Below are 23957 nucleotides of genomic sequence, written 5' to 3' on the forward strand. Positions count from 1 at the left end.
CAAACCCGCTCAGTCCATGCGGATGTTGCGCTCCTTGATCAGCGCGCCCCAGCGTGCCAGCTCCTTGTCCAGGTGCGTGGCCAGCTGCTGCGGCGTGGAGCCGATGGGCTCGGCGCCGATGGTCTCGAACTTGGCCACGGTGTCGGGCTGCTTCATGGCGTCGATCAGGGCCGCGTTGATCTTGTTCACCACAGCCTGGGGCGTGCCCGCCGGCGCGAACACCGCGAACCAGGGCGAGACCTCGTAGCCCGGCACGCCAGCCTCGGCGATGGTGGGCACATCGGGCAGCGTGGCCGAGCGCTTGGCGCTGGTCACGCCCAGGGCGCGCAGCTTGCCGGCCTGGATGTGGGGGCGGGCCGAGGTGATGCTGTCGAACATCAGGTCCACCTGGCCGCCCAGCATGTCGGTCACGGCCGGGCCGCTGCCCTTGTAGGGCACGTGCAGCAGGTTCAGCCCGGCCATGGAGGCGAACACCTCGCCCGCCAGGTGGATGGAGGTGCCGTTGCCGGCCGAGGCGTAGGTGAGCTTGCCGGGCTCGCGCTTGGCATGGGCGATCACGTCGGCCACGGACTTGTCGGCCGTCTTGGCGGCGTTGACCACCAGCACGTTGGGCACGATGGCCAGCAGGCTGATGGGCGCGAAGTCCTTCACCGGGTCGTAGCTGAGCTTGGCGTACAGCGCCTTGTTGGTGGCCATGCCGATCGACGTGATCATGATGGTGTGGCCGTCGGCGGGCGACTTGGCCACGGCATCGGCGCCGATGTTGCCGCCGGCACCGGGACGGTTCTCGATCACGAAGGGCTGGCCCAGCGTGCGCCCGGCCTTCTCGCCCAGGGTGCGGGCGATCACATCCATGGCGCCGCCCGGCGGGAACGGCACGACCCACTTGATGGGCTTGCTGGGCCAGGCGCCGTCGGGCTGGGCCAGGGCGGCGGTGGGCAGCGCGGCGGCGGCGGCCACGGCGGCGGTGAGCAGGGTGAGGGTGGTGCGTCTCTTCATGTTCTGTGTCTCGGTGCGTGGGGGTGGAATCAGCGGCTCTCGTTCGGTGCGATTGCGGAAGGGTGCTGGGCCAGCGGCGTCACATGGATGTCCATGTAGGGGAACAGGGGCAGTTGCGACAGCAGCTGGTGCAGCTCGTCGTTCGACGGCACGTCGAACACGCTGTAGTTGGCGTACTCGCCCACCACGCGCCAGATGTGGCGCCAGCGGCCATCGCGCTGCAGGTCCTGCGAGTACTGCTTCTCGCGGGCCTTGATCTCGTCGGTCTGCGCGGCGGGCAGGTCATGGGGAATCTTCACGTCCATGCGAACCAGGAACAGCATCTTCTTCACTCCTTTGGAATCGGGTTTCAGGCGGCCGGCGCGCTGGCGCGGCCCATGTCCACGTGCACGGGCGCGAGGCCCTGGCGCGCGCGGTCGAAGCGCTCGAGCCGCTCGGGCACCACGGTCAGGCCGAAGCCCGGCCCGTCGGGCAGCTGCAACGCAAAGTCGGTGATGGCCATCGGCTGCTCGACGATGTCGTCCACCAGCAGCTGCGGGCCGAACAGCTCGCAGTTGTGGTGCGTGCCGCCCAGCGTGGAAAACACATGGGCCGAGGCGGCGCTGCCGATCGAGGTCTCCAGCATCGTGCCGCCGTACCAGCCGATGTCGGCCGCGCGGGCCACGTCGGCCACGGCGCGCGTGCGCAGCAGGCCGCCATGCTTGGCCACCTTGAGCGAGAACACATGGCAGGCGCCGTGGCGCGCCAGGCGCATCGCGTCCTGCGGCGTGCACACGGTCTCGTCGGCCATCACCAGCGCGGTGTGGGGCAGCGTGACGGTGAGCTGGCGCAGGGCTTCTTCGTTCCACTGGGCCACGGGCTGCTCGATCAGGCCCACGCCGGCGTCGATCATCGCGGGCAGCCAGCGGCGCGCGGTGGCGCCGTCCCAGGCCTGGTTCACGTCCACCGTCATGCTGGCGCGGCCGTCCAGCGCGCGGGCGATGCGCGCCACATGCGCCACGTCGTCCTGCGGCGCGCGCGCGCCGATCTTGAGCTTGAAGATGCGGTGGCGGCGCAGGGCCAGCATCTTCTCGGCCTCGTCGATGTCCTTGGCGGAATCGCCGCTGGCCAGCGTCCAGGCCAGGGGCAGGCTGTCGCGCTGCTTGCCGCCCAGCAGCTGCCACGCGGGCAGGCCCAGGCTGCGCGCCACGGCGTCGATGGCCGCCATTTCCACGGCGCTCTTGGCAAAGCGGTTGCCGCGGCAGGCCAGGTCCATGCGCTGCAGCAGCAGCTCGAAGCGGCCCGCGTCCTGGCCGATGACGGCGGGGGCCAGGTAGTGGTCGATGGCGTGCAGGATGCTCTCGGGCGACTCCTCGTTCCACGACGGGCCGCCGATGGTGGCGGCCTCGCCGAAGCCGCTGGCGCCGTCGCTCAGCCACAGCTGCACGATCACCGGGCTCTGGCGCTGGATGGCGCCGAAGGACAGCTTGTGCGGGCGGATCGTGGGAATGTCCAGGATGCGCGCCTCGATGCGTTCGATGCGCAGCGCCTGGGCGGAAGGGGAAGTCGTCATGGGGTGCGGGCCGTGCCGGAAAAGTCCTGTCAGGCCGCGACCTTATCCCCGCCCGTGGCGCGAATCCAATGAGATATATTGCATCTTCCGTTCGATGCTATCGAACACTCGCCACATTCAGGGTTAACCCTTAGAACGATTCCTGCCATGGAACTGCGCCAGTTGCGCTACTTTTTGAGCGTGGCCGACACCGAGCACCTGACCCAGTCGGCCGAGGCGCTGTTCGTCACCCAGTCCACGCTGTCGCACGGTCTGCGCCAGCTCGAGGCCGAGCTGGGCGTGCCGCTGTTCGACCGCCTGGGGCGCGGGCTGCGGCTGTCGCAGGCCGGCCGCGCGTTCCGCGACCACGCGGCGCGCGCGCTGCAGGAGCTGGAGGCCGGCCGCATGGCGCTGGCCGACATGAGCGCGCTGCAGGCCGGCACGCTCAGCGTGGGGGTCATCCCCACCTTCCTCACGCGCTTCGTGCCCGACGCCGTGGCCGCCTTCAGCGCGCGCTACCCCGGCGTGCAGCTGACCGTGCGCGACCTGCGCAGCGGCCAGATCGAGGAGCTGCTGATCGCCGGCCGGCTGGACCTGGGCCTGGCCTTCCACCCCGCAAGCCGCGACGAGATCGAGGCCGAGCCGCTGTTCGAGGAACGCATGCACCTGGTCGTGCACGGCGGCCACCCGCTGGCCGGGCGGCGCAGCATGCGCCTGCGCGAGCTGGCGCAGGTGCCGCTGGCGCTGCTGCCCGCCAGCTTCGCCACGCGCCGGCTGATCGACGCCGCCTTCGCCGAGGCCGGCATCAAGCCCCTGGTGCGCGTGGAGATGGAGTCGGTCGACGCGCTGCTGCGGGCCTGCCAGGGCGGCCCGCTGGCCACCATCGCCGCCGAGCATGCCGCCCTGCACGCGGGCCCCGGCATGCACGCCGTGCTGCTCACCGAGCCGCTCTCGGTGCGCCGCGCGGGCGTGCTGTGGCGCCGCGGCGCCTCGCGCAGCACGGCCGCGCGCGAGTTCGTGGCCATGCTGGGGCCGGCGATCGCGCGCGCCGCGACCGCATGATGCTATTCATTTAATAGCTACTTGCGCTTACCCAACAAGCGCCAGAGCCGTATTTGGCTTGAAGCCTTTCGCGGGCGCGGCCCGCGCGCCTCACGCCATCTGGTGCACGGCCTGGGCCGATGCCGGCAGGCCGAAGATGCGGTCGAACGCCCAGTTGAAGGCATAGGTGTAGACGAGGAAGAACACCAGCAGGCCGGCCTCCATGACGGTGGCCTCCCACAGGCCCACCTGGAACCACCAGGCCATCAGCGGGATGAGCATCAGCGCCAGCCCGCCCTCGAAGCCCAGGGCATGCACCACGCGGCGCAGCACCGAGCGGCCCTTGACGCGCTGGCGCGCCTCCCATTTCTCGAACAGCGCGTTGAACGTGACGTTCCAGGCGATGGCCAGCGCGGAAGCGACCACGGCCATGACGCCCGAGGCCCCCGCCTCCTGGCCGATGGCCATGAACAGCAGGCTGGAGACGAGGATGGCGATGATTTCATAGAGGGTGACGAAGACCACCCGGCGCTTCGGCCCCTGCAGGCCGGCAGCAGTTGTTGTTGCACTCATGCGGCGCAGTATATGGCCCGTAAATTGAAGGTTAAAGTCATCTTCTTTCAGATATTTTGATAGATTGCGCCATGGCCTTCACCTCCGACAACGTACTGGTGTTCCTGGCCGTGCTCGACCACGGCTCGTTTTCCGCCGCCGCGCGGGCGCTGTCGCGCGTGCCCTCGGCCGTGAGCATGGCCATGGCCCACCTGGAGGCCGGGCTGGACATGCCGCTGTTCGACCGCGGCGGCCGCGAGCCCCGCCCCACCGCCGCCGCGCGCGCGCTGGAGCCCCAGGCGCGGCTGCTGGCGGCGCAGCTGCAGCAGCTCAACACCCAGGCCCTGTCGCTCACCCAGGGGCTGGAGGAGCGGCTGACGCTGGCCATCGCCCCCGAGCTGCTGGCCGCCCGCTGGCACGGCCCGCTGGCCACGCTGGCGCAGGAGCACCCGCTCTTGCAGGTGGAGGTGCTGGCCGCGCCCCAGGCCGACGCGCTGGCCCTGCTGCACGCCGGGCGCGCGCAGCTGGCCCTGGTGTTCGAGCGCCCCAGCATGGACGGGCGCGAGGGCTTCCAGGAGGTGGGCAGCGAGACCCTGGTGGCCGTGCTGGCGCCGCAGCACCCGCTGCTGGCCGCGGGCACGCCGCTGCGCGAGGAGCACCTGACCACCACGCGCCAGATCGTCGTGGCCGGGCGCGACCTGGCGCAGACCGACGCGCGCTTCGTCTACGCGCGCCACCACTGGCGCACCGACAACCACCTGGCGGCGCTGGGCCTGATCGAGGCCGGCCTGGGCTGGGGCTGGCAGCCGCGCGCCCTGGTGGAGCCGCGCATCGCCGCGGGCACGCTGGTGCAGATGCCGCTGGAGAACCTGAGCAACGGCGCCCAGTTGTGGGTGGACGTGGTCTGGTCCCGGGAACGGCCCCTGGGCCTGGGCGCGCGCCGCTTCGTGGCGCTGATGGCGCGGCAGCGGCCGGACCCCGCCTGAGGCCGGGCACCGCGCCGGCGCCCGCCACAATAGCCCCTGGCCTCACACCCACCCAGGACCCCCCATGACCGCTCCCCTGCCGCCCTTCGACATTGCCGACAACGCCGTGGCCAAACAGTGGCGCCCCTGGCAGCCCGCCGCCTTCGCCGGCAACGGCAAGAACGGCAAGCGCAACGGCGCGGACGAGGGCGCTGCCCTGCGCCTGCAGGACTTCGACCCCGGCGCCAAGCCCTTTTCCGACGGCGACAAGGCCCAGGACAAGGCCCGCGTGGAGGAGCTGGCGCTAGAGCTGGACGCGCTGCAGGACCTGCTGTACGCCGACCGCCGCTTCAAGCTGCTGGTGGTGCTGCAGGGCATGGACACGGCCGGCAAGGACGGCACGGTGCGCGGCGTGTTCGGCCGCATGAGCGCCCTGGGCGTGCACGCCGTGGGCTGGAAGGCGCCGACCGAGCTGGAGCGCGCGCACGACTACCTGTGGCGCATCCACCAGCAAGTGCCGGGCGCGGGCGAACTCACGGTGTTCAACCGCAGCCACTACGAGGACGTGCTGGTGCCCGTGGTCAACGGCTGGATCACGCCCGAGCAGCAGCGCCAGCGCTTCGCCCACATCAACGACTTCGAGCGCATGCTGGCCGAAACCGGCACGGTGGTCCTGAAGTTCATGCTGCACATCAGCAAGGACGAGCAGCGCCAGCGCCTGCAGGAGCGTCTGGACGACCCCACCAAGCACTGGAAGTTCGACATGGGCGATGTCGCCGTGCGCGCGCAGTGGGACGACTACCAGCGTGCCTACGAGCAGCTTTTGCCCGCCACGCACACGCCCTGGGCGCCGTGGACCATCGTGCCCGCCGACTCCAAGACGCACCGCAACCTGATGATCGCCACCGTGCTGCGCGCCGTGCTGCGCCAGCTGGAACTGCGCTACCCGCCGGGCGATCCGGCGCTGGAGCGGTTCACGGTGGCCTAGCGCGCGCCGCCGGGGCGTTTGAAGCCAAAAAGGCCTTCAGCGCTTATCCATCAAGGGCGAATAGCTCACCTTTCAGGAGCAAAACGGGGGTGCACGGGCCGCTTGGTGAACTATGCATTCCTTGCATACCATCGAAACGCGGCGGCGTTGGACAGCGCGGGGCGGCAGGCATACAGTGGATCGCCTGACCGCACTCCCCCGCAAGGCCACCCCATGTCAAACACCCCGCACACCCCCGCTGCATCCGCCGTTCCCGTCCATTCCCTGCCCTCCTACCTGCAGGCCGACAACCTCGGCCCCTGGGGCATCTACCTCAAGCAGGTGGAACGCGTCACGCCCTACCTGGGCAACCTGGCGCGCTGGGTGGAAACGCTCAAGCGCCCCAAGCGCGCGCTGATCGTGGACGTGCCCATCGAGATGGACAACGGCACCATCGCCCACTTCGAGGGCTACCGCGTGCAGCACAACCTGAGCCGCGGCCCGGGCAAGGGCGGCGTGCGCTTCCACCAGGACGTGACCTTGTCCGAGGTGATGGCGCTGTCGGCCTGGATGTCGATCAAGAACGCCGCCGTCAACGTGCCCTACGGCGGCGCCAAGGGCGGCATCCGCGTGAACCCCAAGACCCTGTCGCGCGGCGAACTCGAGCGCCTGACGCGGCGCTACACCAGCGAGATCGGCATCATCATCGGCCCCTCCAAGGACATCCCCGCGCCCGACGTGAACACCAACGAGCAGGTCATGGCCTGGATGATGGACACCTACTCCATGAATGTCGGCTCCACGGCCACGGGCGTGGTGACGGGCAAGCCCATCCACCTGGGCGGCTCGCTGGGCCGCCGTGAGGCCACGGGCCGCGGCGTGTACACCGTGGGCGTGGAGGCCGCGCACCACACGGGCCTGAAGATCGAGGGCGCGCGCGTGGCCGTGCAAGGCTTCGGCAACGTGGGCGGCATCGCCGGCAAGCTGTTCGCCGAGGCCGGCGCGCGCGTCGTGGCGGTGCAGGACCACACGGGCTCCATCTACCAGGATGCCGGCCTCAACGTGCCCGCGCTGCTGGCCCATGTGGAGCAGACCGGCGGCGTGGCGGGCTTCGCGGGCGCCGAGTCCATGGACAACGACGCGTTCTGGGGCGTGGACTGCGACATCCTGATCCCCGCGGCGCTGGAGGGCCAGCTCCACGCGGGCAACGCGGACCGCATCCGGGCCAAGATGGTGATCGAGGGCGCCAACGGCCCCACGACGCCCGAGGCCGACGACATCCTCACCGACAAGGGCACGCTGGTGGTGCCCGACGTGATCGCCAACGCCGGCGGCGTGACGGTGAGCTACTTCGAGTGGGTGCAGGACTTTTCCAGCTTCTTCTGGACCGAGGACGAGATCAACGCCCGCCTGGTGCGCATCATGAAGGAGGCCTTCGCCGGCGTGTGGCAGGTGGCGCAGGAGCACAAGGTCTCGCTGCGCACGGCCACCTTCATCGTGGCCTGCACGCGCATCCTGGCGGCGCGCGAGATGCGCGGGCTCTACCCCTGAGAAGGTGTGAGCGGGGCGGCGGGCATCAGCCCGCCGGCCGCCGCTGCGCCCAGGCGTGGCGCGCCAGCGTGCGCTGCGCCAGGTGCAGCACCGGCGCATCGACCATGCGCCCGTCCACCACGCACACGCCGCCCTGCGCCTGCGCCATGGCTTCCTGCACGCGCTGGGCGCGCTCCACGGCCTCGGGCGGCGGCGCGAACACGCCGTTGACCACCGGCACCTGCGCCGGGTGAATGCACAGCTTGGCGCCGAAGCCCATGCGCAGGGCGCGCCCGGTGTCGGCCGCGATGCGCTGCGCGTCGCGCGTGTCCACCGTCACGCCGTCCACGGGCTGGGCCAGGCCCGCGCGCCGCGAGGCCATGACGAAGGCCATGCGCACGGGCAGCAGCTCGCCCTCGTCGGCGGCGCATTGCATGCCCGCATCCACCTGAAAGTCGAGATGGCCAAAGGCCAGCCGCGCCACCTGCGGTGCGCGGGCGATGGCGTCGATGGCGTCCAGCCCGGCCACGCTTTCGATCAGCGGCAGCAGCGCGCAGCGCGGCCCCAGGGTCTGGCGCAGCACGGCCAGCGACCCGGCGTCTTCGGCCTTGGGCACCACGGCCCCCGCCACGCCCTGCTCCACCAGCCGCGCCAGCAGGACCGCGTCCTGCGCGTGCCACTGCGTGCCCGCGGCGTTGATGCGCACCAGCAGCCGCGCGCGCTGCTGCGGCGGCAACTGCGCCACGGCCTGCGCCAGGGCCGTGCGCGCGCCGTCCTTGTCGGCCGGGGCGACGGCGTCCTCCCAGTCGGCGATGACCATGTCGGCGCCGCTGTCCAGCGCCTTGGCGATGCGTTCGCCGCGGTGCGCCGGCACGAACAGGAAGGAGCAGGCCTGCCGCACCAGGTCGTTCATGGGTGCCGCGCTCATCATGCGCCCGCTCCGCCCTGCAGCGCGGCGATGCGCTCCTGCGGCCAGCCCAGCTCGGAGAGGATGGCCCCGGTGTGCGCGCCCGCGGCCGGGATCGGCCCCATGCGGTAGTCGAAGGCGCTGTTCACGCCCGGCGGCAGCAGCGCCGGCACCGGGCCCACGGGCGTGTCCACCGCGGCCCAGCGCTGGCGCGCGGCCAGCTGCGGGTGGGCCCACAGGCCGGCCATGTCGTTGACGCGGGCGTTGGCGATGCCGGCCTCATCCAGCCGCTCGACCACCTGGGCGGCGCTCAGGCCGGAGAACACCTGCACGATCAGCGCCTGCAGTTCGGCGCGGTGGGCGTTGCGCTGCGCGTTGCTGTCGAAACGCGGGTCCTGCGCCACCTCGGTGCGCTGCAGCACGACGTCGCAAAACAGCTTCCACTCGCGCTCGTTTTGCAGGCCCAGCATCACCGTGCCGCCGTCGCCGGCGGTGAACGGGCCATAGGGGTAGATGCTGGCGTGCGATGCGCCGTTGCGCGGCGGCGGCGGCGCGCCGTCGAACGCGTAGTACATGGGAAAGCCCATCCACTCGCCCATGGCTTCCAGCATGGACACGTCGATGTGGCTGCCCGCGCCGGTCTTGCCGCGCAGCAGCAGGGCCGACAGCACGCTGGTGTAGGCGTACATGCCGGCGGCGATGTCGGCCACCGAGATACCGGACTTGGCCGGGCTCTCGGGCGTGCCCGTCACCGACAGAAAGCCCGCCTCGCTCTGGATCAGCAGGTCGTAGGCCTTCTTGTCGCGGTACGGGCCGTCGGCGCCGTAGCCGCTGATGTCGCAGACGATGAGGCGCGGAAAGCGCTCGCGCAGCGCCGCGTACGACAGCCCCATGCGCGCGGCCGCGCCGGGCGCCAGGTTCTGCACCAGCACGTCGGCGCCCTCCAGGAGCTGCAGCAGGGCCTGCTGCGCCTCGGGGTTCTTCAGGTCCAGCGCCAGGCTTTCCTTGCTGCGGTTGACCCAGGTGAAGTGGGACGACTGCCCGTTGACGCGCTGGTCGTAGCCGCGCGCGAAGTCGCCGCCGCCGGGGCGCTCCACCTTGATGACGCGCGCGCCCAGGTCGGCGAGCTGGCGCGTGCAGAACGGCGCGGCGATGGCGTGCTCCAGCGACACCACGGTGATGCCGTCCAGCGGGCGCGGGCGCTCCCCGTGGGGGGCGGTCGAGGGGGTGGTTCCTGTCATGGCTTGAGGTGTTTTTGGCCGCCAGCGCCCGTGTACAAAGCGCAAGCAGCTATATATTTAATAGTAATCAGACCAGCGTGGCCGTGCCCTGCATGGTCAGCCAGCCCTCGTGGTCCTGAGCCCACAGCTCCACGCTCCTGCCGTCGGCGGACGGCCGGCCGTGCACGCTGAACGGGTGCAGGTCGAAGGTCGGCCGCACGGCCTTGAACGCGAAGCTGGCCACCGTGGCGCCGGGCAGGCTGCGGCGCAGCAGGTCCAGCAGCAGCGTGGCGATCAGCGGGCCGTGCACGATCAGGCCGGGGTAGCCCTCGACCTGGGTCACGTACTGGCGGTCGTAGTGGATGCGATGGCCGTTGAAGGTGAGCGCGGAGTAGCGAAACAGCAGCACGTCGTCGGGCACGAGGGTGCGCGACCAGGCCGCCTGGCCCTCCAGCGGGGGCCGCTGCGGCGCGGGCGCCGGGTCGCCCGGCTGGGCGGCGGCGCGGTAGACGATGTCGTGCTCTTCGGTCAGCGCCAGGCCGTGCTCGTTGGAGAAGCGGTGCTTGACCAGCACGAACAGCAGCTCACCCGATCGCCCGGCCTTGTGCGTGACGCTCTGGATGGTGGAGACGCGCTGCACCTGCTGGCCCAGCCGCAGCGGGTTGGCCGCCTCCCAGCGCAGCCGCCCGCCGGCCCACATGCGGCGCGGCAGCGGCACGGGCGGCAGGAAGCCGACGCGCCGGGCATGGCCGTCGGGGCCCAGCTCGCTTTGACGCGCATGCGGCAGGAAGTACAGCCAGTGCCACAGCGGCGGCACGGGCGTGCCGGGCGCGGGCGCGGGGTCGTCGCGGTCCAGCGTGGCCGACAGGGCCGCGATGGGCGCGGCCGTGAGGGCGTCGAGGGCGGTTTCGCTGCGCCCCTGCCACGACTGCAGATGGGCCAGGGCTGCGGCGTCCAGGGTGGCTGTCATGCGCGCTCCAGGGGTCAGTTGATGGTGGCGCCCGAGGTCTTCACGATGCGGGCCCACTTGGCGATGTCCTGCTTGAGCAGGGCCGCGAACTCGTCGGGCGTGACGGGCTTGGCCGGCGTGCCGGCCAGCTCCACGCCCTGCGCCTCCAGCTTGGCGCGCATGTCCGGGTCGGCCATGGCCTGGCGCATGCCGTCCTGCAGGCGGTCCTGCACCTCCTTGGGCACGCCGGTGGGCGCGAACAGGCCGATCCACAGCGTGCCGTTGTAGCCCGGCACGAACTCGGCCAGGCTGGGCACGTCGGGCAGCACGGGCGAGCGCTCGGCGCTGCTCACAGCCAGCGCGCGCAGCTTGCCCGACTTGATGTGCGACAGCGTGGACGGCAGGCTGCCGAACAGCAGCGGCAGCTGCCCGCCCAGCACGTCGTTCAGCGCGGGCGCCACGCCCTTGTAGGGCACGTGCTGCAGCTCGATGCCGGCCATCTGGTTCAGCATCTCGCCCAGCAGGTGGTTCAGCGTGCCGTTGCCGGCCGATGCGTACTGCAGCGAGTCCGGCTTGGCCTTGGCCATGGCCAGCAGTTCGGGCACCGACTTGGCGGGGAACGAGGGGTGGGCCAGCAGCACGTTGGGCACCGAGCCGATCAGGGCGACGGGCTTGAAGTCGGCCACGGGGTCGAAGCCCGGCGCCTTGTACAGCGCGGGGTTGATGGCCTGGCTGCTGCTGATGGTCATGAGCAGCGTGTAGCCGTCCTTGGGCGCCTTGGCCACCACCTGCGTGCCGATGTTGCCGCCCGCGCCGGGGCGGTTTTCCACCACGGCGCTGCCGCCCAGCTTTTCGGCCAGCTTCTGGCTCACCACCCGGCCCACGATGTCGTTCGTGCCGCCGGCGGCCTGCGGCACCACCATCACGATGGGGCGGCTGGGGTAGGCGCCCTGCGCGAAGGCGCCGGGCGCGGCGGCGGCCAGGCCCATACCCAGCACGGCGGCGGCGCACAGGGCGCGGCGGGAAACGGTGGGGAAGTCGGCGCGGTGCATGTCTTTGTCTCCTGAATGAATGCAATGGGATAGTGCCGCCGATGCTCGCCGCGCAGCGGCATCCGCGCAATCTTTCATATCAGAATCGAGGCTTCGGTTTTTCAAGAACCTGCGCCCTCCCCCGCGCAGCCCGCCCGCCATGCAATTCGACCTCAAGGACCTGCGCCTCTTCCTGCTGGTGGCCCAGACCGGCAGCCTGACCCGGGCGTCCGAGCCCTCGCACCTGTCCCTGGCGGCCACCAGCGCACGCATCAAGGCGCTGGAGGAGCAGGCCGGCATGCCTTTGCTGGTGCGAGAGGCTCGCGGCGTGCGGCTGACGCCGCCGGGCGAGGCCTTTCTGTTCCATGCACGGGCCATGCTGCAGCAGGCGCAGCAGCTGCAGTCCGAGCTGCAGGAGTACGGCGCCGGCCTGCGCGGCCATGTGCGGGTGTTCGCCAACACCACGGCGGTGACGGAATTCCTGCCCGACATCCTGGCCGCCTACCTGACGGCGCACCCGCACATCAGCGTGGACCTGCAGGAGCGGCCCAATGCCGGGATCGCCACCGACATCCGCGAGGGGCGGGCCGACCTGGGCATCGTCGCCGGCGCGGTCGACACCCACGGCCTGCACAGCCTGCACTTCAGCACCGACCGGCTGGTGCTGATCACGCCCGACGAGCCGCGCTGGCGGGGCCAGGGCGCGCTGGCGTTCGCCGAGGTGCTGCACGAGCGCTTCGTCGGCATGCACCGCAGCAGCACGCTGCAGGCCTTTCTGGGCCAGGTGAGCCAGCAGCTGGGCCAGACCCTGAAGCTGCGCATCCAGGTGGCCAGCTTCGACGCCATGTGCCGCATGGTGGCCGCCAGCGTGGGCGTGGCCGTGGTGCCGGAAAGCGCGGCGCTGCGCAGCCCGGTGCGGCCCCGGCTGCGCCAGCTGGCGCTGACCGACACCTGGGCCGAGCGCCCGCGCTACATGCTGGTGCGCGAGGGCGGGCAGCTGCCGCCCCATGTGCAGTCGCTGATGGACGCCGTGCAGCGCCACCACGCGACGGCCTGAGCGCGGGCCTGAGCGCCGGCCGGGGCACGGTGCCCGCGCCGCAGGCCGGGCCGCGTCAGAACGCGTGCGCCACGCCCGCGCCGAACGCCGTGCGCGAGGGGTTGTTCTCGTAGCGCTGGTGCCCCAGGCTGGTGTAGAGCATGGTGCGCTTGGAGAGGTTGTACTCGGCGCCCAGCGAGGCCATGTGGTTCGTCACCCCGCCGTTCAGCCGCTGCTGGCCATAGCTGGCGCGCAGCGTGGTGGCGCCCAGGGCGTAGCTGCCGCCCACCGACACCATGCGCGACTTGTCCGGGCTGTCGCCCAGGCGGCTGCGGTTGTAGGCCAGCATCAGCGCCGCGGCGCCGAAGCTGTACCGGCCGCCCAGGTACAGGTCGTTGTCGCCGCTGCCGTTGCGCTCGTAGCCCAGCATGGCCGCCAGCGGGCCCTGGTCGTAGTTCAGCGCCAGCGAGCTGCCGCGCCCGTCGCGCCCCGGCGCCTGGGTGCGCTCGGTCGAGGCGCTGGCGTTGAACGAGAAGCCGCCCCAGGCCGGCGAGTCGTAGTAGATGCCGTTGTTCATACGGCCGTACTCGGCCGCGCCGTTGTTGCTGGCACGGTCCGTGGGCGTGTAGTAGTGGGCCATGTGCCAGGCGGTGGAGGCGATGCGGTTGAAGTTGGAGAAGGCGTCGAACTTCCACTCCTTGCTCCACATGGCGCTCAGCGCGCGGCCCAGGCGCAGATGGCCCCAGCCGCCCTTCAGGCCCACCGTGGACTCGTCATGCCAGAAGGGCTTGCTGCCCGCGCCTTCGGACTCGCCGGTGTCCAGCTCGAAACGCGTGCTCAGGCGGAAGGTGGCCTTCAGGCCGCCGCCCAGGTCTTCCGTGCCGGAAAACGCCAGGTTGCTGCGCTGTATGGTGCCCAGCTTGCTGGTCTTGTCGTAGTCGCGGAAGACGCCGGTGTCCAGATAGCCGCTGACGGTGACGCTGGGCTGGGCGGCAACGGGCAGTGCCGCGACGGCGAGGAGGGAGGCCAGGCCGAGTGGCCAGCGAAGGGAGGAGGATTGCATCCGGGAAAGCTCCATTTCATGAAGGCGCAGACGCCGTTTCCGCAGGAAACCGCGCCGGCAGGCGCTGCCGTAGGCAGCTGGGGACGATGAGACCCGCCATGCAAACAGGGGGCGGGACGAGGACGGCGCCAAGACAGGTGGCCCGGGCATCACAAGGGCTGCAAGGACTGCAGCCATCCCGGGCAAGAGGCGCCTGCGGGCCACGCCAGGCGGCCCACGCGGGTCATTATAAAAACCGACCTGGTGCGGGCGCCATCAGGGATGACCCGCCAATGCGGCCGCGCAAGGGCGCGCGGAAAGGGGCCCTGCCGGCGCCGGCCTCAGCACTCCACGATGTTCACGGCCAGGCCGCCGCGCGAGGTTTCCTTGTACTTGGTCATCATGTCCGCGCCGGTTTCGCGCATGGTCTTGATGACCTGGTCCAGGCTCACGTGGTGCGTGCCGTCGCCGCGCAGCGCCATGCGCGCGGCGTTGATGGCCTTGACGGCGGCGAGCGCGTTGCGCTCGATGCAGGGGATCTGCACCAGGCCGCCCACGGGGTCGCAGGTCAGGCCCAGGTGGTGCTCCATGCCGATCTCGGCCGCGTTCTCCACCTGCGCGGGCGTGCCCCCCAGCACGGCGCACAGGCCGGCCGCGGCCATGGAGCAGGCCACGCCCACCTCGCCCTGGCAGCCGACCTCGGCGCCGGAGATGGAGGCGTTTTCCTTGTACAGGATGCCGATGGCCCCGGCCGTGAGCAGAAAGTCGATCACCCCGGCCTCGGTGGCGCCGGCGATGAAGCGCCAGTAGTAATGCAGCACCGCCGGCACGATGCCCGCTGCGCCGTTGGTGGGCGCGGTGACCACGCGGCCGCCGGCGGCGTTCTCCTCGTTCACCGCCAGGGCGAACAGGTTCACCCAGTCGATCACCTGCAGCGGGTCCTGCTGCAGATCGGGCGCGCTCTGCAGGGCCTGGTGCAGCGCGGGCGCGCGCCGGCGCACGCGAAAGCCCCCGGGCAGCTCGCCCCCCGTGGCGCAGCCGCGCGCCACGCAGTCCTGCATGGCGCGCCAGATGGCCAGCAGGCCGGTGTCGATCTCGGCGTCCGGGCGCCAGTGGCGCTCGTTCACCCGCATCACCTGGGCAATGCAGCCGCCCTGCCCCGCGGCCTGCGCCAGCAGCTGCGCGCCGCTGTGGAACGGCAGCGGCAGCACCTCGGTGCCGGGCGCGATGGCGGCCTGGCGCTGTGCGTCGGCGGCCGCCTCTTCGCTGACGATGAAGCCACCGCCGACCGAGTAGTACACCTGGGCGTCCAGCGCGGCGCCGGTGGCGTCGAAGGCCTCGAAGCGCATGCCATTGGCGTGCAGCGGCAGCGTCACGCCGGGCACCAGCAGCAGGTCGGCGGCCTCGTCAAAGGCGATCTCGGGGCCATCGGCCAACGGCAGCCGGCCCTGAGCGCAGATGCGCACCACCAGCGGCCCGATCAGTTCCACATCCACCGTGTCGGGCGCATGGCCGGCCAGGCCCAGCAGCACCGCCCGGTCGCTGGCATGGCCGCGCCCCGTGGCACCCAGCGAGCCATAAAGCGTGCTGCGCACGCGCACCACGCGCGGCAGATGGCCGTCGCGCGCCAGCCGCTGCACGAACAGGCGCGCGGCACGCATGGGCCCCACGGTATGCGAGCTGGACGGCCCGATGCCAATCTTGAACAGGTCGAAAACACTGACAGCCATGGTGCAACCCCTTTCGCCATCCCGTCGGTTACAGCGCGTCCAGCGGGCTCAGAATGCCCCGCCCACCCTTGTTAAGAACATGGGTGTAGATCATGGTCGTAGCCACATCGGCATGACCCAAAAGCTCTTGCACCGTGCGAATGTCGTACCCTGCTTGCAACAAATGCGTGGCAAACGAATGGCGTAGCACATGGGGCGACACCGGCTTGTCGATGGCTGCCATCCGCGCCGCCTCGCGCACGGCGCGCTGCACCGACTCGGGGTAGACATGGTGGCGCCGCTCCAGCAACTCGCCCGTGCGCGCATCCGGGCGCGGGTCCATGGAGCGCACCGGTGACGGGAACACCCACTGCCAGACCCAGCTTTGATCCGCCTGCGGATACTTGGCGGCCAGCGCATGCGGCAGGTACACGCGCCCCAGGCCGGCCTCCAGATCCTTGGCGTGCAGGGCGCGGGCCTTGTTCAACTGCGCCTGCAGCGGGGCCATCAGGTTTTCGGGCAGCACCGTCACGCGGTCCTTGTTGCCCTTGCCCTCGCGGATCACGATCTCGCGCCGCGCAAATTCCACATCCTTGACGCGCAGGCGCAGCGCTTCCATCAGCCGCATGCCCGTGCCGTACAGCAGTTGTGCAATCAGGCCCGTCGTGCCATCCATGTGCATGAGCAGTTGGCGCACCTCCGACGGCGTCAGCACCACCGGCAGCCGCCGAGGCCGCCGGGCCTGCACCACCTCATCAAGCCAGGGCAGCTCCATGCCCAGCACCTGCTTGTAAAGATAGAGAATTGCCGCCTTGGCCTGGTTCTGCGTGGAGGCCGACACCTGCCGCGCCACCGCCAGATGGCTCAAGAACGCCTCCACCTCGGCCGCGCCCATATCATGCGGATGGCGCTTGCCGTGGAACAGGATGAAACGCCGCGCCCAGTCCAGATACGCTTCTTCGGTGCGAATGCTGTAGTGCCGCGTACGCAAATGGGCACGCATGCGGTCGAGCAGCCTGGGCGGCTGGGTTAGCATTCCTGCGGATGCGTCTGGACAGCTTTCCATCCGCGAAATTTTAGGTTTGGCTAAATGGCGATGGGATGGCGTTTTCCAGTAGATGCGGCAAACGGTATTGCGCTATCCGACCTCTCTCCCTACGATGAGCGTCGTCTAATTCTAGTTAGCTTATTGAGGAGTACGCGCTCATGGCTGGGAAATTCTTGAGAAGAAATGCCATCGTGGATACGATAAAGAGCGAGGAAAGAACAAACTCAATACAAAAGCGCAAAGGAACTCGTTTTCACGTCCACGCAACGGTTTGCCAATGCCCCGATCCAAACTGTGGAGCGTGGCACACAATCATTCCAGAGCGCCCTCTTCCCACTGACGAACAAGCGATTGGTCTGCTCAAACAACATAAAAAGCAATCGAGCTAACCCGTCGGTCAAGCGGATCCGCCTTCGGCGGCCCGCTTACCTATCCCGTTAGCCATGAGCAATCGCCGCCTTCTCAACTTGTCGCCAAACCGACAAATCGAATTACTTCACCAATACCCTTGGCTCAGGGCAGTTCACATGGATGAACCCCGACCAGAGGTGAAAACCTTATCAATCTCAGTGTTCGACCACTGGTTATCGCGCGAAGACGCGTGCAGGCTTCTAGAAAATCCCCCCCCCCCGCGGAGCAGGCTCGGCGTGAGACACTAAATGCCAAGTTCTGCAAATTTCTTACAGAGGGTACTGCCGTACTTTCATTTGCTTTTCGTGGGAGAGCGGCAAATCGATTGGTATTTCGTGAGTTCACATCTCAAACTACTCTTTCAAAGTACTGCAGGCCCAATGGTGGGCGAACATTTGGGCATAGGCATTTCCATGTAGCGCTACCCGAATTGAATTGTGTGTTCTACGAAGGTTGGGACCATACACACCATTTTTTCTTTACTGATCAATCTGCCATGGGGCCTCTTCACAAGTGGGCTGAGCAAAGTGAGTTGTACCTTCTTCCTCATGGCTAACCCTTCGGTCAAGCAGGACCGTCTTCCGCCGTGCCGCCTCCAGCCGGCCCCTTACCTTCAGCGTTAGTCCCTTCATATTCCGCTTTATGCAGGCCGCCCTTTATCCCAGCGCTTCGCCCTTCACCAGCGTTTATCCGCTGGGGTTTGGTCGTGGCGCCTGGCTTCGCCTGTTCATTCAGCGCCAGTTTCAAGCCTTTTTGGCCGCTAGCGCTTGCCAGCCGGGCGCCAGCAGCTATCGTTTTGCAAGCGCTGCGCCGCTTCCGTGGCGCAGCGCTTTTTCGTGGGCCGCGCCTTTCTTCATCGCTGGGCGCTCCCTTCTGGCCTTCGGGTCTAACTCTGCAGTCAAGCGGACCCGCCTACGGCGGGCCGCTTACTTTGGCCGTTGGGTGTCTTTATGACTACCGTGGTTCTTTATGGCGGAACGGGCAAATACACCGGAGCCAGCGCGTTCGAGTGGCATAGCCCCGAAGTCGGAAGCGTGCACAAGTTCATCCTCTTCATGGCCCACATGGGAGACGAGACCCAGCACGAGGAAGCAGTCCGCGAACTGGAGAAGTTCGGGTTCACGGACTTGGAAGTCGGGCAAGGCAAACCAATCGCCGTTGAGGTCCTGAACGAACCTCAAATGCAGGTCTTTCAGAAGCACTACGAAGGCGCTCTCGCTGAGGGTTCGTCGATCGTCTGGTATCCGTAGCCAAGGATGAACCCACGTCGTGTTCACGAGCTTGTTCGCAAGCACTTTCCACCGATCGAGCATGCTGCACGAGAGTGGACACTGATTTCAGATGAAAAAGATGCTCGGTTAACTATGCTGTCTGCGCTTCTTTCTACATACATATCAGCGCATGAGGTCGTAATCGAGGTACATCGCAAACTCGGCACGTTCATTTCCGTTGCTGAGGCACCTTCTTTTATTGCCTCGCATATTGGACAAGGAGAAATCCGAATCGCAGACAGAGCATTTACAAGTTTTGTTGTAGTCGCCATCAATGGCGTTGCTACAGGCTGGCATGCTCTGGCTAACGATTCGTCGCTGCCGACCGCCTACGGCGGCAGCTGAACTCAGGTGTTAGGAATTATGGGTCGTACCTGTGATTGCACATTCAATCGGCAAGCACTGCTTTCCAGTGAGGTTGCTGTGTGCTTCTACTGCTTTAGCCAATTTCCGCCGAGCGATATCACAGATTGGTGCGATGGCGAAGATAAATTGCAGACCGCCATTTGCCCACACTGTTCCGTTGATGCAGTTGTTGGCTTTAATGGCCCCGTTGATATCGAGTGGCTCAGCGCGCGGCACAAGCAAGCGTTCGAATAATGCCATGAAGTCTTCGCCATCCGTATATGGACTCGCCCTGAACAGCAAGGAACTGACCGATTAGGTGCCTTGGGGTAGAGCACCTGCAGTCGTATATCCGGCATCTGCAGTGGGACCGTGTATGTCCCGTGCCGTCATGGAATCTGCGCCACCGCGTCGCCAATGGTGTGGCATGCGCGATGCAGCCCCGGCGGGCTGTTGCGGGACAAGATTGCTATCTTATTAATAGCTACTTGCGCTTGTTACAAAGGCCTTGAAGGCCATTTTTCCATGTATTCCCTGGCGTAACAGATGGGTCCACAGGGCTGGCGGCGCTCCGCGCTTGACGCCGCAATCCCTCTCTGCGCCCAACGGGCGCCGCCCCCGCTTTCAGCCCTTGAGCCCCAACCGCCTCGCCAGCTTGTGCAGGTTGCTGGCGTCCACGTCCAGCGCGCGGGCGGCCTGGGCCCAGTTGCCGGCGTGGGCGGCCAGGGCGGCCGTGACGGCCTGGCGCTGGCAGGCGTCCATGGCGTCGCGCAGCGTGCCGGCGGGGCCGGCCGCGGGTGCCACCACGGCGGGGGCGGCGGGCGCGGCGCTGCCCTCGGCGGCCGGTGTGTCCAGCGCGTCCAGGTCCAGCAGGCCGGCGCCCAGCGTGACGATTTCGTTGCGGTCCACGCCGCGGCTCAGGGCCTTGAGGGCGGCGCGGCTGATGACGTGCTCCAGCTCGCGCACGTTGCCGGGCCAGCGGTAGCGGCGCAGCGCGGCCTGGGCGTCGGGCGACAGGCGCAGGCTGCGCAGGCCCAGGCGGGCGCGGTTGAGTTCCAGAAAGCGCCCGGCCAGCACCAGCACGTCGCTGCCGCGCTCGCGCAGCGGCGGGATGGGCACGGGGTAGACCGACAGGCGGTGGTACAGGTCGGCGCGAAAGGCCCCGCTGACGACCTGCTCGCGCAGGTTGCGGTTGGTGGCGGCGATCACGCGGACATGAACGCGGCGCGGGCGGTCGGCGCCCAGGCGCTGGATCTCGCCGTTTTGCAGCGTGCGCAGCAGCTTGGCCTGCACGGACAGGGGCAGCTCGCCCACTTCGTCCAGGAACAGGGTGCCGCCCTCGGCGGCCTCGAAGCGGCCGGGCCGGTCGCTGACGGCGCCCGAGAAGGCGCCGCGCACATGGCCGAAGAGTTCGCTCTCGGCCAGCGATTCGGGCAGGGCCGCACAGTTGACGTGCACCAGGGGCTTGGAGCGCCGGGGCGACTGGTGGTGCAGCAGGCGCGCGAACAGCTCCTTGCCCACGCCGGTTTCGCCCAGCAGCAGCACGGGCAGCTCGGACGCTGCGACCACGCCCAGCTCGTGCAGCAGGCGCTGCAGGGCGGGGCTTTCGCCCACGATCTCCAGCTCGCCGGCGCCGCCGCGCTCGCGCGGGGCCAGGGCGGAGTCGCCCTCCACCGGGCCCGTGGCGGCCATGCGCAGCGTGCGCAGCTCCTGCTCCAGCCGGGCCACGCGCACCACGGCCTCGACCAGGGGCAGGCATTGCGCCAGCCGCTGGCGCGCCGCCGGGCCGAAGGTGCCGGTGGCCAGCGCATCCAGCGTGAGCACGCCCCAGGGCCGGCTGTCCACGTGCAGGGCCACGCCCATGCAGTCGTGCACGGGCAGGGGCTCGCCCACCAGGGTGTCGAGCAGGCCGTCGTAGGGGTCGGGCAGCTGGCTGTCGTGCTCGAAGCAGGTCACCTCGCGCCGCGCCAGGATGGCCGCCAGCCGCGGGTGCTGGCCCACGGCAAAGCGCCGGCCCAGCGCGTCGCCCACCAGGCCGGTCACGGCCACGGGGCGCAGGCGCTCTTCCTCCAGCCGCAGCAGGGCCACGGCGCCGCAGCCGAACTGGGTGCGCAGCAGGTCCACCAGGCGCTGCAGCCGCACGGCCTGGGGCAGTTCGCTGCCCAGGTCGACGCACAGGGCCAGCGCGGCGGGCGAGGGCGGCAGGGGCGCGGCATCGCTCATGGTCATAAAAACCCTTTAAAGGTATTTTTCACCCAAATTCAATGCGGTTGATTGTACCCAGCATGGTGTAAACCCTTGATTTGCAACGCCGCCGGTGCTGGCCCGCGGATTGCGAAAGAGCAGGCATCTCTTTACCGCGACCTGTATCGACCATGCATCGCCACAACCGCCCCCCTTCGGTGCACCGGGCCCGGCCCGGCCAGCCCCCTGCACCGCCGCACCGCCTGACAAACACAACGATGGAGGCCCGCCATGGGTAAGTACGCCAAGTATTGGTACACGCTGATCGGCGTGTTGATCGTCACCTTCAGCCTGCTGGGCTATTACGGCGCGGAGGTGTACCGCACGGCCCCGCCGATTCCGGGGCAGGTGCTGGTGCAGGGCAGCGACAAGCCGCTCTACACCAAGGACGGCATTCTGGACGGCCAGACCGCCTGGCAGTCGGTGGGCGGCATGCAGCTGGGCTCCATCCTGGGCCACGGCGCCTACCAGGCACCCGACTGGACGGCCGACTGGCTGCACCGCGAGCTGACGGCCTGGCTGGAGCTGGCGGCGCAGAAGGACCACGGCAAGGCCTTTGCCGACCTGGACGTGGGCCAGCAGGCCGTGCTGCGCGACCGGCTCAAAACCGAGTACCGCACCAACACCTACGACGCGGCCCAGGACCGGATGGTCATCTCGCCGCTGCGCGCCGAGGCCATCGCGCTGACGGCGCAGCACTACGACCAGCTGTTCGGCAACGCCCCCGCGCTGCAAAAGACGCGCGAGAGCTACGCCATGAAGGAGAACACCCTGCCCAGCGCCGAGCGGCGCGCGCAGATGGCGGGCTTCTTCTTCTGGACCGCCTGGGCCGCCTCGACCGAGCGCCCCGCTGACAACGGCGGCACCGGCGCCACCTACACCAACAACTGGCCGCACGAGCCGCTGATCGGCAACGTGCCCACGGGCGAGAACCTGGTGTGGTCGATCATGAGCGTGGTGGTGATGATGGCCGGCGTGGGCTTTCTCGTGTGGGGCTGGGCCTTCCTGCGCAAGCATGACGAGGCAGACCCCACCCCGCCCGCGCACGACCCTCTGAGCCGCGTGGCGCTCACCCCGTCGCAGCGCGCGCTGGGCAAGTACCTGTTCCTGGTGGTGGCGCTGTTCACGGCACAGATCTTCCTGGGCGGCATCACCGCGCACTACACGGTGGAGGGCCAGCAGTTCTACGGCGTCAACCTCTCGCAGTGGCTGCCCTATTCGCTGGTGCGCACCTGGCACCTGCAGGCGGCCCTGTTCTGGATCGCCACGGGCTTCCTGGCGGCCGGCCTGTTCCTGGCGCCGGTGATCAACGGCGGCAAGGACCCCAAGTTCCAGAAGCTGGGCGTGGACGTGCTGTTCTGGGCGCTGGTGGTGGTCTGCGTGGGCTCGTTCATCGGCAACTACTTCGCCATCGCCCAGATCATGCCGCCCGAGTGGAGCTTCTGGCTGGGCCACCAGGGCTACGAGTACGTGGATCTGGGCCGCCTGTGGCAGATCCTCAAGTTCGGCGGCATCGCCTTCTGGCTGGTGCTGATGGCGCGCGCCATCTTCCCCGCCCTGCTGGCCCCCAACGGCCAGGACAAGAACCTGCTGGCGCTGCTGACCTGCTCGGTGGTGTGCATCGGCCTGTTCTACGGCACCGGCCTGTTCTACGGCGAGCGCACCCACATCTCGGTGATGGAGTACTGGCGCTGGTGGGTGGTGCACCTGTGGGTGGAGGGCTTCTTCGAGGTCTTCGCCACCACGGCGCTGGCCTTCATCTTCTCCACGCTGGGCCTGGTGTCCTACCGCATGGCCACGGCCGCCAGCCTGGCCTCGGCCTCGCTGTTCATGCTGGGCGGCGTACCCGGCACCTTCCACCACCTGTACTTCTCGGGCACGACCACGCCGGTGATGGCCGTGGGCGCCTCGTTCAGCGCGCTGGAAGTGGTGCCGCTGGTGGTGCTGGGCCATGAGGCCTGGGAACACTGGCGCCTGCAGCACAAGGCCGCCTGGATGAAGAACCTGAGGTGGCCGCTGATGTGTTTCGTGGCCGTGGCCTTCTGGAACATGCTGGGCGCCGGGGTGTTCGGCTTCATGATCAACCCGCCGATCTCGCTGTACTACATCCAGGGCCTGAACACCACGCCGGTGCATGCCCACGCCGCGCTGTTCGGGGTGTATGGCTTCCTGGCCCTGGGCTTCACGCTGCTGGTGCTGCGCTACGTGCGTCCGCAGATGCAGTTCAACGAACGCCTGATGAAGACGGGCTTCTGGTGGCTCAACGCCGGCCTGGTGCTGATGATCGCCACCAGCCTGTTGCCCATCGGCCTGTTCCAGTTCCACGCCAGCGTGACCCACGGCCTGTGGTACGCCCGCAGCGAGGAGTTCCTGCAGCAGCCCTTCCTGGAGACCCTGCGCTGGGTGCGCACCTTCGGCGACCTGGTGTTCATCACCGGCGGCCTGTGCGTGACCTGGCAGGTGGTGAGCGGCGTGCTGTTCAGCCCCCAGGCACCGGCCGCCCCGCGCGCCGGAGCCCTGGCGGGAGCAAACCGCTGACGGCCCGCGCATGGCGCGCCGCACGGTGCGCCATGCGTCGCCCCCTCAACCTCTCTTCGCCAGTACCCGCCATGAACATCGACCGTTTCAAGCATGAGCACCAGGACATCCTGGCCCAGATCGACGCGCTGCGCCGGCTGACCCATGGCGGTGTGGAGCGCAACGCCGCCGCGATTGCGCGCGGCATCGTGGCCATCAGCTCCACCATCAAGCTGCACCTGGCCGTCGAGGACCGCCTGCTCTACCCCGCGCTGCGCAACGGCGCCGACCCGGAGCTGGCGCGCCTGGGCGAGCAGTTCCAGCGCGAGATGGGCGCCATCGCCACGGCCTACATGGACTTCGCCCGGCGCTGGAACACGGCCGACCGGGTGGGCGCCGACGCCGAGGGCTTTCGCACCGACGCCAACACCGTGCTGCGCCGCGTGTACGAGCGCATGCAGCGCGAGAACCGCGACTTCTATCCCCGCATCGAGGCCGAGGAGGCGCTGGCCCTGCATTGAAATATTGCTATAATTTTTATAGCTACTAGCGCTTACCCACAAAGCGCTGGAGCCCTGAATCATTTCCATCGGCAAGGCCTTAGGGGCACCTTGCTTTTCAGCCGGCCTCGCGCCGGCTTTT

The 23957-nt window shown here is 68.8% G+C and carries 23 protein-coding genes; 10 read left to right on the forward strand and 13 right to left on the reverse strand.

Features of this window, described 5'->3' with window-relative positions:
* Positions 1-9: 9 nt before the first annotated feature.
* From BP68_RS10375 to BP68_RS10385, 3 genes are read right to left on the reverse strand one after another with little or no spacing between them, the layout of a single operon-like run.
* The gene (locus BP68_RS10375) at positions 10-999 is read right to left on the reverse strand and encodes a tripartite tricarboxylate transporter substrate binding protein (protein ID WP_496371363.1); all 990 of its coding nucleotides are present in this window, start codon (positions 997-999) and stop codon (positions 10-12) included.
* Positions 1000-1028: 29 nt separating this feature from the next.
* On the reverse strand, positions 1029-1322 hold the full coding sequence (gene catC, locus BP68_RS10380) for a muconolactone Delta-isomerase (RefSeq protein WP_496371365.1): 294 nt from the start codon (positions 1320-1322) through the stop codon (positions 1029-1031).
* Positions 1323-1348: 26 nt separating this feature from the next.
* Positions 1349-2551 carry a muconate cycloisomerase family protein gene (locus tag BP68_RS10385; protein ID WP_496371367.1) on the reverse strand — a complete coding sequence of 401 codons (1203 nt, stop codon included), beginning with the start codon at positions 2549-2551 and terminating at the stop codon, positions 1349-1351.
* A gap of 147 nt (positions 2552-2698) precedes the next feature.
* Here BP68_RS10385 and cynR point away from each other — a divergent pair, with 147 nt between their 5' ends.
* Positions 2699-3592, forward strand: coding sequence for a transcriptional regulator CynR (gene cynR, locus BP68_RS10390; protein WP_496371370.1), 894 nt, complete (start codon positions 2699-2701; stop codon positions 3590-3592).
* Positions 3593-3682: 90 nt separating this feature from the next.
* On the opposite strand, the gene BP68_RS10395 is transcribed toward cynR, so the two are convergent.
* Positions 3683-4144 (reverse strand): PACE efflux transporter, encoded by a 462-nt coding sequence (locus tag BP68_RS10395; protein ID WP_496371372.1) that lies wholly within the window; start codon positions 4142-4144, stop codon positions 3683-3685.
* Positions 4145-4215: 71 nt separating this feature from the next.
* On the opposite strand from BP68_RS10395, the gene BP68_RS10400 reads away from it, so the two are divergent.
* From BP68_RS10400 to BP68_RS10410, 3 genes are all read left to right on the forward strand, one after another.
* A complete protein-coding gene (locus BP68_RS10400; RefSeq protein WP_496371374.1) occupies positions 4216-5109 on the forward strand; it encodes a LysR family transcriptional regulator in 894 nt (297 codons plus the stop codon).
* Positions 5110-5173: 64 nt separating this feature from the next.
* Complete coding sequence (locus BP68_RS10405) at positions 5174-6076, forward strand: PPK2 family polyphosphate kinase (protein WP_496371376.1); 903 nt, start codon at positions 5174-5176, stop codon at positions 6074-6076.
* 213 nt (positions 6077-6289) lie between these two features.
* Positions 6290-7606 (forward strand): Glu/Leu/Phe/Val family dehydrogenase, encoded by a 1317-nt coding sequence (locus BP68_RS10410; protein WP_496371378.1) that lies wholly within the window; start codon positions 6290-6292, stop codon positions 7604-7606.
* Positions 7607-7631: 25 nt separating this feature from the next.
* Here the strand turns inward: BP68_RS10410 and BP68_RS10415 are convergent, their stop codons facing one another.
* From BP68_RS10415 to BP68_RS10430, 4 genes are all read right to left on the reverse strand, one after another.
* Positions 7632-8498, reverse strand: coding sequence for an HpcH/HpaI aldolase/citrate lyase family protein (locus tag BP68_RS10415; RefSeq protein WP_496371644.1), 867 nt, complete (start codon positions 8496-8498; stop codon positions 7632-7634).
* Between the two features lie 14 nt (positions 8499-8512).
* On the reverse strand, positions 8513-9733 hold the full coding sequence (locus BP68_RS10420; protein WP_496371380.1) for a CaiB/BaiF CoA transferase family protein: 1221 nt from the start codon (positions 9731-9733) through the stop codon (positions 8513-8515).
* Between the two features lie 67 nt (positions 9734-9800).
* A complete protein-coding gene (locus BP68_RS10425) occupies positions 9801-10682 on the reverse strand; it encodes an HTD2 family dehydratase (RefSeq protein WP_496371382.1) in 882 nt (293 codons plus the stop codon).
* Positions 10683-10696: 14 nt separating this feature from the next.
* Complete coding sequence (locus BP68_RS10430; protein WP_496371384.1) at positions 10697-11713, reverse strand: tripartite tricarboxylate transporter substrate binding protein; 1017 nt, start codon at positions 11711-11713, stop codon at positions 10697-10699.
* A gap of 139 nt (positions 11714-11852) precedes the next feature.
* On the opposite strand from BP68_RS10430, the gene BP68_RS10435 reads away from it, so the two are divergent.
* On the forward strand, positions 11853-12749 hold the full coding sequence (locus BP68_RS10435) for a LysR family transcriptional regulator (protein WP_496371386.1): 897 nt from the start codon (positions 11853-11855) through the stop codon (positions 12747-12749).
* A gap of 55 nt (positions 12750-12804) precedes the next feature.
* On the opposite strand, the gene BP68_RS10440 is transcribed toward BP68_RS10435, so the two are convergent.
* The 3 genes from BP68_RS10440 to BP68_RS10450 form a co-directional block, all read right to left on the reverse strand.
* A complete protein-coding gene (locus BP68_RS10440; RefSeq protein WP_496371388.1) occupies positions 12805-13791 on the reverse strand; it encodes a porin in 987 nt (328 codons plus the stop codon).
* Between the two features lie 320 nt (positions 13792-14111).
* Positions 14112-15500: an L-serine ammonia-lyase gene (locus BP68_RS10445; protein ID WP_496371389.1), complete on the reverse strand. Its 1389-nt coding sequence runs from the start codon at positions 15498-15500 to the stop codon at positions 14112-14114.
* A 28-nt stretch (positions 15501-15528) separates the two neighbouring features.
* On the reverse strand, positions 15529-16482 hold the full coding sequence (locus BP68_RS10450; protein ID WP_496371391.1) for an integron integrase: 954 nt from the start codon (positions 16480-16482) through the stop codon (positions 15529-15531).
* A 1098-nt stretch (positions 16483-17580) separates the two neighbouring features.
* Here BP68_RS10450 and BP68_RS10455 point away from each other — a divergent pair.
* Genes BP68_RS10455 through BP68_RS10465 form a run of 3 tightly spaced genes read left to right on the forward strand, consistent with a single transcriptional unit; the run spans position 17581 to position 18554 of the window.
* A complete protein-coding gene (locus BP68_RS10455; protein WP_496371393.1) occupies positions 17581-17892 on the forward strand; it encodes a DUF1010 domain-containing protein in 312 nt (103 codons plus the stop codon).
* The gene (locus BP68_RS10460; protein ID WP_496371395.1) at positions 17889-18188 is read left to right on the forward strand and encodes a hypothetical protein; all 300 of its coding nucleotides are present in this window, start codon (positions 17889-17891) and stop codon (positions 18186-18188) included. Before BP68_RS10455 ends, BP68_RS10460 begins: the two co-directional genes overlap by 4 nt.
* Before the next feature lie 6 nt (positions 18189-18194).
* Positions 18195-18554 (forward strand): hypothetical protein, encoded by a 360-nt coding sequence (locus BP68_RS10465; protein ID WP_496371397.1) that lies wholly within the window; start codon positions 18195-18197, stop codon positions 18552-18554.
* 9 nt (positions 18555-18563) lie between these two features.
* Here BP68_RS10465 and BP68_RS10470 read toward each other — a convergent pair whose 3' ends face one another.
* Both BP68_RS10470 and norR read right to left on the reverse strand, forming a co-directional pair.
* A complete protein-coding gene (locus BP68_RS10470) occupies positions 18564-18815 on the reverse strand; it encodes a hypothetical protein (RefSeq protein ID WP_496371399.1) in 252 nt (83 codons plus the stop codon).
* Between the two features lie 363 nt (positions 18816-19178).
* Positions 19179-20777 (reverse strand): nitric oxide reductase transcriptional regulator NorR, encoded by a 1599-nt coding sequence (norR, locus tag BP68_RS10475; RefSeq protein ID WP_496371401.1) that lies wholly within the window; start codon positions 20775-20777, stop codon positions 19179-19181.
* 252 nt (positions 20778-21029) lie between these two features.
* On the opposite strand from norR, the gene BP68_RS10480 reads away from it, so the two are divergent.
* Positions 21030-23336 (forward strand): nitric-oxide reductase large subunit, encoded by a 2307-nt coding sequence (locus BP68_RS10480; RefSeq protein ID WP_496371403.1) that lies wholly within the window; start codon positions 21030-21032, stop codon positions 23334-23336.
* Between the two features lie 71 nt (positions 23337-23407).
* Positions 23408-23836 carry a hemerythrin domain-containing protein gene (locus BP68_RS10485; protein WP_496371405.1) on the forward strand — a complete coding sequence of 143 codons (429 nt, stop codon included), beginning with the start codon at positions 23408-23410 and terminating at the stop codon, positions 23834-23836.
* Positions 23837-23957 lie beyond the last annotated feature (121 nt).

The organism is Diaphorobacter oryzae DSM 22780, from assembly GCF_059568935.1.